Here is a 13,553-nt window from a genome sequence, read left to right on the forward strand (position 1 = left end):
TTTTCAAAATGGTATAACATTAAAAGTAGTATAAAAATCGGTAGCTTGCTAGGTATTTATACTATTTCAATAATTGATAATTGATAATTACCCCTATTATTTCCTCCTGAATTGCAGAATTGCTGTTTGCGGACCATGACCTAGGAAATTCTGACTCCTTTTTTATACTAGATTTTGAAGTGCAGAATGTAGGTTGTAGTAATGCCTGAAAAGTGTGAGGAAAAAATTCTATGTTTTAGGGAACAGGAAATAGGGAATAGGGAATAGGGAACATAAATTGCAATTCAACTGTATTTCACTATTTTAAAAAATGCTGTAATTTAACATTTGTTGGAGATAGGGAAAAGAGAAGATTCAGACATCATAAAATATATCTTAGTAGTAGATATGCAAATAATTTTCCCTATCTACTTAACTAGCAGTTAACTAATAGCTTTCAGCTTTGGTTGAACTTCCTGACTTGTAGACATCGGATAATATCAAATCCCAAAAAGTTTGCCATATAGCCATATATCTTTGTAACTGAGTAGATAGGGAAATGGGAAGGTAGGGAGTGGCGAGATGTTGAACAATTAATAATTAATAATTAATAATTACCTCTCCCTAAAAGGAAGAGGATTGAATAAAAGGAAAATTTTTTCTCTCTTGGTCGATTGGATATGGCGAGGAGACCTCGCCATCCCCCGACCGCTTGTTTCTCCTTTAAAAGAGAGAATCTTTACCTTAATTATTCAGCAACACTTCAGTTATTAAGTAATTAACTTATGCCCATGGAATTTTTTTGCTAATTTTACCCAAATTAATGTTAATTATTCTTATGTTTACTTCTCTCCCACTCCCCTACTCCCCCACTCCCCTACTCCCTATTCTTTGATTTTGCCTGTAAATTTTCTAAAGCTTGATGAGCGCTAGATAAATCTGGTGCAAGTTCAATAGCTTTTTCTAAAGAAGATATTGCTTGTTCATCTAAGCCTAAATTAGTCAAAGCTTCACCCAAATGATAATGTACAATACCCGAATTTGGATGAAGTTCAATTGCCTGATTATAAGAAGCGATCGCCTCATCCCACTTTTCCAAACTTGCCAAAGCATATCCTAATTTATGGTGAATATCGGCAGCAGTGGGATTAAGATTTATCACTCGACGATAAGCAGAAATAGCCTCCTCAATAAACCCTTGTTGTTCCATCATTTCTGCTAATTTCAAATGAGAATCTATTACTGTTTTATTCTGTTGTTGTCTTCTCGCTAATGCCTCTTGTAGATGCTGATTAAACTTTTGATTATCTGGTTTAATTTCGACAGCTTTTTGATGACAATTTATTGCTTCTTCCCACTTTTCCATTTCTGTTAATGCTTCTCCCAACTGGTCATATACAACTGCTGAATTAGGATTAATTTTGAGAACTTCACGATATTCAGTTATAGCTTCTTCCCATTTTTTGAGTTGAGCAAAAGCATAAGCTAACTGATGATGAATTATTGCTGAATTAGGATTAAATTCAATTGCATTTTGATAGGCAGCAATAGCTTCTTCCCATTTTTTGAGTTGGACTAAAGCTGCTCCTAAATGATGATAAATTTCGGCATTTTTGAGATTTAGGGAAATAGCTTGCATACAAGCATCAATGGCTTCTTCCCATTTTTGTAACTTAGTTAAACCTAGACCAATATAATAGCAAGCTTCTGGTAAATTTGGGTTTAAATCAAGAGCATGACGGTAAGAAATAACCGCTTGTTCGAGTTGACCAGAGTCTTCTAGAACCTTACCTAAACTAAAATGATATTCTGGCAAATAAGGATTAATTTCAATAGCTTGATTAATAGCATCTATGGATTCATTCCACTCTTTTTTATTTGCTAGAGTTTCCCCTAAATATTGATAAACTAAAGCAAAGTTTGGATCAATTTCAATAGCATGACGATAAGCAACTATTGCCTCATCAAATAATCCTTGTTTTGCCAAAGCAAATCCCAAACTACTATAAAATTTGGGAAATTCTGAATTAATTTCAATCGCTTGATTTAGATAAATAACTGCCTCATCAAATCTATCTAGTTTAATTAAAATTTCTCCTAAATTATAGTAAGACCAAGGATAGTTTGGTTGCAGTTGAATTCCTTGGTGATATATATTTGCTGCTGCTTCTAAATTTCCCTGTAAACTAAGAGCTTCTCCCAAGTTTTGATAAGCTACTACTGATTTAGGATTAAGTTTAATTACTTGTTGGTAAGCATCAACAGCTTCTGCTAAATCACCTTCTCTGAGTAGTTTATTCGCAGTATGAAGATAGTGAACACTGCTTTCTGTTTCTGTTGCTATTGTTGAGGTTGACATTATTATTGAAAAAATCCTTTATTTGATAGTTATGGATTGGGTAATATTGCTGATTAACTGTTGATATTCTACAGTTTTTTAGTAGGTTGATTATTCCTATCAATTTCGATAGAATAAAATTAACCTAATGTAGTTAACATCATATAGTAAATGTTTTCCTATGTCACTTACTTGAGGCAATATTACTAAATTTACCAGAGTAAATTAAAAATTTTATTATAGGCTGAATTTTTATCAAGAAACAGTTTGATTGTAAGCCCTTAAGCATTTAAACTATAGCAATTATAAATCATTTGTGATAATTTGACTGTTCCTTAAAAGTATAGAATATAGCAGTTATCATATTCAGATGATACGTTTTTTTCTTCTTTCTCTGTTTCCTGTCCCCTGTTCCCTAAAAGTTTCCAATACTCACAACTTAAATTATATTGCTATATATACAGCACTTTTGATGGATGGTGAGGTACAGTTTTAGATTAATTTCTATTCCCTCTTTTGTTTCGCTAGATGAGCTGTTGCCTACTACCCAAAATTTTGTACCTACGGAAAGTGGGAAACTGCTGTAAGTTATTTGTAAAAGTAAACCCTTAAGGTTTAACAGAGAACATAAAATCTAAATGTGTCTTAGCTTAAGTCAAAAGTCGGAACTTAATCAGATTTTCTTAGTGGATCGAGAAGATGATAAAATTAGGTAAATCAAAATAAGACTAAATTTATTTGAGTCTGTCCTAACTGAAAATTCAGACAAAAATGGATAAATGCTAACAACCAAAAAATTAATATAAATCATTGACAAATCTATATGAATAATGGTATTGGAAGTGAAAATTATATAGCGGTGCTAACTGATCCTAATTAATATTAGACCTGTTTAAGTTCGCAAATTTTGTATAGTAAAGTTGAAATAAAAATATAGTCAGATATACTTAAACATAGCTTTTTATTTTGGTAGTTGACAAAATATTTAGTTTTAGTTAATTTTTTTTTCTGACCGACTCAAGTATATAAACAATTATGCTCTTAGTAGAATATTATTTGATCAAAAAAAATCATTCACTTTTCGCCGAGGGCGATGGTTTATCTTTTTTGACGAAAAATCTCTACAATGCTGCGAATTATTTAGATTGTCAAAACTTTTTTACCGGTCAAAAACGGATGCTACTACTGTTTATTATCAGATCAAAAATAGTCATATACTAAGAGTTTTACCTCGTAAAGTTAGTCAAGAAGTTCTCAGAATGGTTCTGAAAGTATGGCAAAGTTATTATAGTGCTTACCGAGAAGATAAAGCTTTCCCAAGTAAATTTAAAGTGAGGCCAAAAAATCTTAATTATCAAAGTAGTGCTGGAGATAGAAGTAATGGTAGATATGTGGTAATTTATCATCATCAAGCTCTTAGTCAAAAAGCTTTAAAAAAAGGATTAATTCGCCCTAGTAAAACTAATATTTATTTGAAAATAAGAGTTAAAAAATCATAAAAAGTTAGAATTATTCCTAAAAAAAATGCTGAGATAATTGAGTTAGTTTACAAACAGGAAATAGAAACAGAACCTTTAACTCAAACTAGGATAGCAGCTATCGATTTAGGATTAAACAATCTGGCAACTTTAAGCACAAACTTACCGAACCACCAGCCTAAAATCTATAATTGTAGAGGACTTAAAGCAGTTAATCAATATGCCAAAAAGTTAACAAGACGATCAAAAAAATTATATAGTAATATTAATAACTAATACATAATCAAAATCTATATGATGCAAAAAACAGAAAAATCAACTCTAATTATTACCAGTATGCACCGTTCAGGAAGTTCTTTAACAGCTTCCATCCTCCAAGGTTCTGGTTTACATATTGGTCGGAAATTAACAGAGGAAACAGAAGCTAATCCTCAAGGATATTTTGAAAATTTAGACTTCTATGAATTTCATAAACAAGTATTAGAATCTCAAGGAATAGATGCAGATGGTTGGACTCTCCAAGAAAGAATAGATATAGAAGAAAATTTTGTAGAAATAGCAAAAGAAATTATCGCCAAAAATTCTATAAGTGGAAATTGGGGATGGAAAGAAACCCGTACAACTTTATTTCTAGATTTTTGGGCAAATCTACTGCCAAATGCCAAATTTTTATTAGTTTATCGTTCTCCTTGGGAAGTAGTTAATTATCTGTATAGTCGGCAAGATAAAATATTTCAAAGTCAACCGGAATTAGCAGTAAAATTATGGTTACACTACAATCAAAAAATTATTGATTTTTATAATCATGCTGGTAATTATTGTTTATTGACAAATATTCAAACAATCATAAATAACCAACAAGTATTTATTGAAGCAATTAATCAAAAATTTAAGACAAACTTTAATTATCCCGCTGCCAATATCTACGAACCATCATTATTTAATAATCAATTATCAGCAGACGACCATAGATCCACTCTCATAGATTATTACTTTCCTGAAGCTATAGAAATGTACCAGGAATTAGAAGCAAGATCCTGGAAACCAGCCGATGAAATACCAGACTTTTCCTGGCAAGAAAAAATCAAATCATCTCCCTATAGAATTTGGGCTTTTCAAGACTGGATGAATTTGTGTAGTGTAGAAAATCAGAATAAAAACTTATTAGCAGAGGTAGAAAAATATAAAAATCAATACCAACAAAGTCAATTAGAACTAACACAAACTAAGTCTCAATTAACACAAACACGAGATGAGTTAGAAAAATATGCTTCTCAACTCGATACCACCGAAACAACATTATTAGAATCTCAAAAACAACTCCACCACACAGAAACAGTATTAGAAGAAACTCAGTCTCAACTGAAAAAAGTTGAACATATTCAAACCAGATTTGATCAAATAGAAAAAGAACTTATACAAACAAAATCTGAACTACACCAAACTCAAGGAGAGCTAGTACAAAATCAGTCACAACTACATCAAACACAAGAAGAACTAGAACAATTTACTTATAGACTTCAGCAAACAGAATCAGTATGGCAAAAATCTCAATCTCAGGTAGAAAAAACAGAAGTATTGTTAGAAAAGTCCGAATCACAAAATAAACAAACTCAAGCAGAATTAGGGAAAGTAAAACATAATTTGTATGAGACTCAAGCTAAATTAAAGGTTTGCCAAAATCAGCTACACCAAACTCAAGAAGACTGGGAAGATTCTCAGGTTAAGTTAATGGCAAATGAGAAGAGTTTACAACAATATCAAGAACAGTTAAACAATGTAGAGACAGAATTAGAAAACTCCCACTCACAACTGAAACAAACTCAGGCAGAATTAGGATTAACAAAACATAATTTATGTGAAACTAGAGACGAATTAGTAGTTTATAAACATCAGTTACACCAAACTCAAGAAGAGTGGGAATATTACCAGTCTCAGTTAACAGAATCTAATTCTCAACTACAAAAGCATGAACAAAAGTTAGAAAAGTCTGAATCTGAACTACAAAAAACTAGCCAAGAATTACAAGAAACTCAATCTCAGCTAAATCAAACTCAAGCCGAGTTAACAGAATCTAACTCTCAACTCAAACAAAATGAAACAATATTGCAACAGTCAGAAAAACAACTCAAAGAAATTAAAAAAAATCAGCAGGAATGGGAAAAATCTAAATCTCAATCACATAAAGCAAAGCAAGAATTGAAGCGAACTAACCTACAAATGCAAGAAGTTCAAACAGAATTAGTAGAATCTAATTCACAACTGCAACAGACAGAAACACTATTGCAACAATCTCAATCTCAAATGAAACAGACAAAAACATTATTAAAAGAGTTTCAAAATCAGCTATATCAAACTGATGAAGAACGCAAAAAACAGCAACTACAATTACAGGAAAATCAGACAGTATTGCAACAAATTAAGACTCAATGGAGGCAGACAGAAATATTATTGCAACAATCTCAATCTCAACAACAAAATGCACAAAAAGAATTAGTTAAAACAAAGTCTCAACTAACACAAACTCAGTCTGAATTGGAAAAATTGCAGTATCAACAAGCCATTCTGATAAATTCTAAATCCGAGAGTCAAACAGAATATCAACTATTAGTTTGGGAAGCTTGGTATGCTTATCAAAAAGGTAATTTGCTTGAAATGCAAGAGCGCCTTCAGAAATCTTTGAAATATACTGAAAACTCTCGGGCAGAAATAGTAATGGAATGGTTAGATAGTTTTGCTAATTTCTCTCAGCAAAAAGGTCTAGAGTTAGATAGTCAAAAGCTGACAAATTCTGAAGAATGGCAAAAATTGATGAAGCGCACTATGAAAATTCAGCATAAAGTTTTGGTAAGTAGTGAAAAATAAGTGAGTAGAAGACAGATTTAATTAAATAAAATTAGACAAATAAAACATGAGCAAAAATACTACATAAATATTCAACAGAAGAAATTAAATCAGGAATATTGGGAACAAATGGAGGTAGGATAAAGTCACTTACTCAGTATAGTTAACTTATTTTTAGAATTTGATTTTATCAAGATATTGGTAATATTTGAAGAAATTAAGGGGAATATAAATTAATGGCAGCAACAACAGAAAAAGAACTAGAAGAAGCTAAGACTAAATGGCAACAAACTCAGCAAGAGTTGGACAAAACTAAGTCCGAGTTGCACGATGTGAGAGAAGAGTTGGAGCGATCGCAATCTCAATTAGATGAGGTATTAGGAGAGTTGGAGCAAACCCACTTTGAGTTATATCAGCTTAAGGAGAAAGGAGAGCAACAGCAGTCAGAATCAGATGGAGAAGTTAAGCAGGAATTGGCAGTAACCAAGTCCAAGTTGCAGGAGAGCAAACAGTTATGGGAGGAGTCCCAGTCGCAGTTAGGTGAGGCGATGGGAGTGTTGGAAGAGTATCAGTCTCAAATGGAGCAAACGATGGCGACATTGGAAGAGTTGCAAGGAAAGTTGCAGGAGAAGCAGGAAGAGTTGGAGCAGGTTAAGGCAGAGTTAGCACAGAAGCAGTCGGGGTCAGAGTCTGAGTTGCACAAACAGTTGGAGGAAACTAAGTCTCAGTTGCGGGAAACTGAGCAGTTGTTAGATGAGTATCAGTTGCAATTAAGTGAGACAATGGAAGTATTGGAGCAATCTCAATCACAATTGCAGCAAGCTCAGTTGAGAGAGAAACAGGAACAACAACAGCCACGATCGGACTCGGAGTTGCACAAAGAGTTGGAGGAAACTAAATCTCAGTTGCGGGAAACCGAGCAGTTATTGGAGCAGTCGCAGTCCCAGTTAAGTGAAACAATGGATGTGTTGGAGAAGTATTATTCTCAACTTCAGGAAACTCAGTTGAAAGAGAAAGAGCAGTCAGAGTCAAAGTCTCAATTAAAGAAGGAGTTGGAGGAAACTAAGTCTGACCAAACTAAGTTCAAGGTAGATTAAGAGTGAGAAACTGTTAGAGCATTCAGATGAGCAAAATCGATTGTTCAAAATACATAATGCCATAGTCAAACCCATTCAGATTCAGGAACAACATAATAAGTGGTCAGGGGGTGTAGTTTTTCCCAATAATATGCCAGAAATATTCCGTCATCGACGAAGCAATATCAATTTAGATCAAGAAAAAATATTCCGTGATCAACGCGGTGGTAGTCTAGAGCAAGAAATAGTCTACTTAGATCAGTTCATAGAAGTGAATAAAAAAAATAATCTTGGCAGCGACAACAGTGATACTCATCAGATTGATAGTTCAAAAACTTACCATGGTACATATATCTACGGAGGTCCTTTTCATCCACACTTTGGGCACGCTTTGACTGAAAGTATTCATCGTCTTTGGGCATTTGATATCAGTATTCATAATGGCATTGTTTTTACTATTTCACAACCCCCCAATACCTCCCTAGCTGAATATACTTTTCCTTTATGGTTTACTCAAATACTAGAAATTATAGGCATACCGCTAGCTAAATGTGTTTTAGTTACAAATAACGACTGTATTTTTGAAAATCTTATCATTCCAGAACCGGGTAGTGAGCTAACACTTGGACAAAAGAAATGGTATTTCTCTTATTTAGAAAAACTACAGCACAGGATTTTTGAGTTAACAAATAACCTGAGAAAAGATCAACCACAACGGCTTTTTTGAGGAAGAAATCATATCCCTTTTAGTGGAGTTATAGCAGGAGAAAAGTATTTTGAGACTCTGTTCACTGATGAGGGTTATGTTTCATTAAAAGTCGCAGCGATCGCCTCAACAAGCTTGCTAGTATTAATCAATCATCCAGATATCTAGAAATAGGAGTATCAAAAGGTATAACTTTTAATGCAGTAAATATTACCAATAAAGTTGCCGTCGATCCTCAGTTCAGATTAAATAAGGATAAATATGCCACTGAAAAGTGGTCTTTCTAGAAGTTTCCAGTGATGAATTTTTTAGAAGTTATGCCAAAGAGTTTGAATCATTCGATTTAATTTACTTAGATGGCCTGCATACTTTTGAACAAACTTTTCGAGACTTTTGTGCTTCCCTTGCTGTGGCACACTCAAAAACTATATGGTTAATTGATGATACTTGTCCGAGAAGTTATGCTCAAGCACAATCATCACTACAGCGTTGCCGACAAATACAGAATTTTTCTGGGGAAAAAAGTGCTGCTTGGATGGGTGATGTATTTAAAATAGTTGCTGCCATACATGATTTTTTTCCTCAGTATAGTTTCGCCACTTTCCCAGATCATGGACAAACAGTACAATTATAGTGATTAATAATATGAGAAAAACACCCTCATATATTTTCTCCCTCCTCTCCCCATCTCACTTCTAAAAATTATTTATAACTGTTCAACCGATAGCGTAGTTCCCCTGAAAGAGGCACATGATATTATGGGAAAATCTCATGGTATTATTATTTATTTTGTTTTTTCGAGGCTAGAGCAAATTGGCGAGCGATCGCTACTGTTGCTAAATTATAATCACATAACTATACTTGAATTGAAAAATTGAAAACAAGAATTAATTAATGTTAACCCCTGTAGAGGTGCTTCAAATAATTTGCCTGATACCGATAGTCGGTGGGTCTGTATATTCAATCCTCAGTGTATGGACTACTAGACAATTTTTGAGGAAAACCACCCCAGACATAAATGCCACAGAAAAATTTCACCCACCTGTCACTGTACTGAAACCAGTACGAGGTATTGAAAAAGACCTCAAGTCAAACCTGCGTAGCATTTCTATTCAAGATTGGCCTGAGTATCAGGTAATTTATTCAGTTCAAGACCCTGAAGATTTAGCCCTCCCTATTCTTGAGGATATTCAAGCAGAAGTAGACACTCAGAAGATTTTCGTTGTCATTAGCAATGTTCAAGGAGGAGCTAATGGTAAAGTCAATAATTTACTTGGTGCCATAGCTGAGGCACACCACGATATCATTATTATCAGCGACAGTGACACAAATCTCAAACCTGACTATATCAAAAATATCATAGCCCCTCTATCCAATCCCGATGTGGGATGTGTCTGTACTCTCTTTAAAGCCAAAAGTGCTTACCGATGGTTTGAGAAGATGGAACTATTAACTATGAATGCAGACTTTATTCCTAGCGTGATATTTGCAGCAGTTACGGGAGCATCCAATGCTTGTTTGGGACCTTCCATAGCCATAAATCAAACCACACTACAAGAACTTGGTGGTTTAGAGAGTCTAGCAAATTATCTTGTAGAAGACTACGAACTTGGACGGAGGGTTTGGACTTCTGGGAAAAAAATGGTGCTTTTACCTTATATTATTGATGTAGTTGTAGACTTGAAGAATTGGCGACAATGGTGGACTCATCAAATTTATTGGGATCAGAATACATATTTAGCACGTTCTGGGCCATTTATTGCAACTATATTAATCCGAGCAGTACCTTTTGCTATTTTCTTCGCTGTGGCACGAATGGGAGACTTATTGGGGCTAGGAGTATTAGGGATTACAATTGGTTTACGACTTCTGACCAGTGGGATAATTTTAAAAGAATTGAAAGATGCTGAAGGTTTGAAAAGTCTTTACTTATTGCCTTTGCGCGATCTTTTTGGTTTAATATTTTTTGCTCTAGCGTTGACTAAGCGTACAGTAGTATGGCGTGGCATTAAGTATAAATTAATTAATAATGGGAAAATGGTTCCTCTCAGCAAGAAATAATTTTAAAAGCGTTTCCTGACGGAATGCTTCGCAAACAGATACAATTATCTATGCACAAGTTTTTAAGCTGATAGCTGTTAACGTAGTTCCTCTGTAGGAGGCTAGCTAATAGCTGATAGCTAGTTAAAATTAGGCAAAAAATCTAAAAGTATCATATCCACTGTTTTTTTTATTCATCAAATGAGAAGTTCTATAGTATTATTATATTTTACTTACAAAGAAAAATCATTATGACAGACTTTCAAACCTCATTTCTTTGTGATGTAAAATCTCTATTTTTGCAGCAACAGGAAGAAAATCTAGCTCCTTATTTGTACAGTACTCCTAATATTGAGGACGATTCTGCCAATGGTGAAGGATTTTACCAAGAACTAATATCTCAAAATTTAAATTATTATCTTTACAAGGAAGAAATCGAATTAATTAATAATAAGGCTAGCCAAATAGCTGCTTATGTTCCACCAGGATCTAATGTTATAGAATTTGGTCTGGGTACAGATATAGCTTTCAAAAATAAAAGTCTGCCCTTCCTTAAAGAAATTAAACAATTGAAAAGCTATGTTCCTATAGATTTGTGTCAAACTTATCTGGATCAGAGTGAGGAAATTTTAAGCCGAGAGTTACCAGAAATATCAGTTGAGAAAATCAATACAGACTTTATTAAGAAAATCGATCTGATTAAAAACTTTACTAAACCCGTAGTTTTTTTAAAGGAAGTACAATTACCAATCTTTCTACAAATAATTGCCTGAAATTTTTTGAAATAATTTTACAACCACTACAACCAGATGGTATTCTCATTGTTGGTGTTGATTCAAATCAAAATTAGTCGTCATTAAAAGGAGCTGATGATCATGGAAAAATGGGGAATTTGACGCTCAGTATTTTATATTTTATCAATCGTGATTTGCCAGTTTCTGGATTCGACCCTACTGCATTTAATTATGAATTTAATTGGGTGGCTTAAACTCATTGTGGAAAGCATAATTTGAGAGCAACTAAAGACCAATAAATATAAAGAGTGGCACAAAATTTCACTTTTTAAGTTATGATAAATATCCAGTGGACTATTTTCAAGATCTGGCGATAAAAGCAGGGTTCAAACCCCTAGATTATTTTGCACATCAAAATGAACCTATGGTCATTCATGTTTTAGTAGCTAAGTAATTGAAGCAATGAATCCCTAGCTCATTTCGGCAGCATAACTATTGAGTTACACACTGTACAAATTAGCTATAATGTGTATCACACAATTTAGTCGTTTAACGCTCTTTTAATCACTCTAATTTGCTTGCTGCCTTTGCTGTGTTATTTGCCATAAAAGGCAGCAATTAATAAATTTTTACTAAATCAGCCTTTGATGAAACTATAGATAGGTTCTAGTATTACTTGGAAAAAATGGTATAATTCCTACTTTATGGAAGAGGAAAAAACTAGATTGATTATCGTATTTTAGTTCGATAAATATGTAAATTTATTTAATGTAAGAACACGAATTTTCAAGAGAGAGTAACATGACAGTAAATCAAACAATTAAACCATTTTATTTCGATATTACAGATGATGAAATTCAATATTTCTTATCAGAATCAGAGAAAATTTTACGGTCTGGAAAATTAATTTTAGGGGAACATACCAAAGCATTTGAACAAGCATTCGCTGAATATGTTGGTACAAAATACGCGATCGCTGTTAATAGTGGCTCCTCTGGACTAGAAATTCTATTACGCTTGAAAAAAGTTGAGGCAACAACTGTTTTAGTTCCTACTAATACCAACTTTGCTACTGTTGCTACAGTAATTCGTGCCGGAGGAAAAGTTCAATATCTGGATATGGACAAACAAACATTTGCTCCTTCTCTACAGATGGTGCAAGAGGCAGTAGAAAAGGGTAATAATCTCCCACAGAAGATTTCTGGAGTAATGTGGGTTCATGTTGGGGGCGTCATTTCTCCAGAGTTTCCGCAAGTGGTGGAATATTGTCACCAACGAGGGTTATTTGTCCTCGAAGATACTGCCCATGCTCACGGTAGTAAAATCAATGATGTAAGTGCTGGAAATTTGGGAGATGGTGCTGCTTTTTCATTTTTCCCGACTAAAGTAATGACAACTTGTGAGGGAGGAATGATAACTCTGAATAATGAAGAGGAAGACTATATCGCACGTTCTTTGAGAAACCAAGGGAAGCGAGGCATGGACTTTGGTGGCTTACACACGGACTTTGGTAATAGTATGCGAATCACGGAAATGAATGCTCTGCTTGGTCGGATACATTTAGCAAAATTGCCAGAGATGTTGAAAAAACGTGAGCGAGCTTATGAATTAATTACTGCACCTCTCAAAGAAGCTGGTCTATCGTTTGTATCTACAGAAAAAATGGATATCGCTAGTAATTACAAATTGATTGTTCATTTGCCAGAGGGAAAAAATGCCAAAGAAATCAAAACAGCATTAGCAGAAGAAGAGATATTTTTAGGAGGAACAGTATATGAAATACCCTGTCACAAACAACCAGTTTTTGCAGGTATTTGTGAAGGTGAGAGTTTTCCTGGTGCCGAACGTTGGTGTCCGAATCATATCTGTCCACCTCTGACTTCTGGCATGACGGAGGCCGATGCTCAACGAGTGGGGGAAGCTTTAGTTAGGCATTTGCAATAAGGTTTTGGGAACTGGTCTCAGAAAATATAGATAGTAATTTGTAGATTGGGTAGAACGATTTCTGTTATTGTAGGCGTTACCTAGATTTTTTTGAGTCCCTGCCCAATCGATAGGAAAATCTTTTTTGGTGCGAACTTCCAATGCTAGATGATATGCAGCAATAGCATTTTCCGGCGTTGCACAGTGACGAATGATTACGAGAATTGAGGAATTTGCCGATGTTTCAAATCATAGAGCAGCAAGGGAATGGATCTGTACAACATATCACCTCAGAACTATAACCCGCAGGACAGGGGCTTTCTGGAAATTGACGGCCACAGTCACGGCACAGATAACTCTGTTTTCCGTGACAATGACTATTTTTCAAGCTTTTATGGCTTTGACAATCAAGAAAATCCATCTCTCAATCAAATT

The 13,553-nt window shown here is 34.3% G+C and carries 11 protein-coding genes and 1 pseudogene; 10 read left to right on the plus strand and 2 right to left on the minus strand.

Features of this window, described 5'->3' with window-relative positions; translation table 11 throughout:
• Positions 1 to 856 precede the first annotated feature (856 nt).
• Positions 857 to 2,338, minus strand: coding sequence for a tetratricopeptide repeat protein (locus F6K06_RS24235; RefSeq protein WP_287243216.1), 1,482 nt, complete (start codon positions 2,336 to 2,338; stop codon positions 857 to 859).
• A 1,124-nt stretch (positions 2,339 to 3,462) separates the two neighbouring features.
• Here F6K06_RS24235 and F6K06_RS24240 point away from each other — a divergent pair.
• From F6K06_RS24240 to F6K06_RS24275, 10 genes are all read left to right on the plus strand, one after another.
• Positions 3,463 to 3,816 carry a hypothetical protein gene (locus F6K06_RS24240; protein ID WP_124143244.1) on the plus strand — a complete coding sequence of 118 codons (354 nt, stop codon included), beginning with the start codon at positions 3,463 to 3,465 and terminating at the stop codon, positions 3,814 to 3,816.
• Positions 3,817 to 3,852: 36 nt separating this feature from the next.
• A complete protein-coding gene (locus tag F6K06_RS34220) occupies positions 3,853 to 4,071 on the plus strand; it encodes a transposase (RefSeq protein WP_353734893.1) in 219 nt (72 codons plus the stop codon).
• Between the two features lie 18 nt (positions 4,072 to 4,089).
• Positions 4,090 to 6,660, plus strand: a complete 2,571-nt coding sequence (locus F6K06_RS24245; RefSeq protein ID WP_124154102.1) for a chromosome partitioning protein ParA — start codon at positions 4,090 to 4,092, stop codon at positions 6,658 to 6,660.
• Between the two features lie 215 nt (positions 6,661 to 6,875).
• The gene (locus F6K06_RS24250) at positions 6,876 to 7,736 is read left to right on the plus strand and encodes a hypothetical protein (RefSeq protein WP_124143242.1); all 861 of its coding nucleotides are present in this window, start codon (positions 6,876 to 6,878) and stop codon (positions 7,734 to 7,736) included.
• Between the two features lie 40 nt (positions 7,737 to 7,776).
• The gene (locus F6K06_RS24255) at positions 7,777 to 8,442 is read left to right on the plus strand and encodes a glycosyltransferase 61 family protein (RefSeq protein ID WP_124143241.1); all 666 of its coding nucleotides are present in this window, start codon (positions 7,777 to 7,779) and stop codon (positions 8,440 to 8,442) included.
• 253 nt (positions 8,443 to 8,695) lie between these two features.
• The gene (locus F6K06_RS24260) at positions 8,696 to 9,055 is read left to right on the plus strand and encodes a class I SAM-dependent methyltransferase (RefSeq protein ID WP_287243218.1); all 360 of its coding nucleotides are present in this window, start codon (positions 8,696 to 8,698) and stop codon (positions 9,053 to 9,055) included.
• Between the two features lie 260 nt (positions 9,056 to 9,315).
• Positions 9,316 to 10,482 carry a glycosyltransferase gene (locus F6K06_RS24265; RefSeq protein WP_287243219.1) on the plus strand — a complete coding sequence of 389 codons (1,167 nt, stop codon included), beginning with the start codon at positions 9,316 to 9,318 and terminating at the stop codon, positions 10,480 to 10,482.
• Between the two features lie 230 nt (positions 10,483 to 10,712).
• Positions 10,713 to 11,234, plus strand: coding sequence for an L-histidine N(alpha)-methyltransferase (locus tag F6K06_RS24270; RefSeq protein WP_287243220.1), 522 nt, complete (start codon positions 10,713 to 10,715; stop codon positions 11,232 to 11,234).
• The gene (locus F6K06_RS34225) at positions 11,231 to 11,311 is read left to right on the plus strand and encodes a hypothetical protein (RefSeq protein ID WP_353734894.1); all 81 of its coding nucleotides are present in this window, start codon (positions 11,231 to 11,233) and stop codon (positions 11,309 to 11,311) included. Before F6K06_RS24270 ends, F6K06_RS34225 begins: the two co-directional genes overlap by 4 nt.
• Positions 11,312 to 11,996: 685 nt before the next feature.
• A complete protein-coding gene (locus tag F6K06_RS24275) occupies positions 11,997 to 13,139 on the plus strand; it encodes a DegT/DnrJ/EryC1/StrS family aminotransferase (protein WP_124143238.1) in 1,143 nt (380 codons plus the stop codon).
• 265 nt (positions 13,140 to 13,404) lie between these two features.
• Here F6K06_RS24275 and F6K06_RS24280 read toward each other — a convergent pair.
• Positions 13,405 to 13,539: pseudogene (locus tag F6K06_RS24280) on the minus strand (IS1 family transposase); the annotation flags it as partial.
• Between the last annotated feature and the right edge of the window lie 14 nt (positions 13,540 to 13,553).

This window comes from Okeania sp. SIO1H4, from assembly GCF_010672695.1.
GTDB lineage: Bacteria > Cyanobacteriota > Cyanobacteriia > Cyanobacteriales > Microcoleaceae > Okeania > Okeania hirsuta.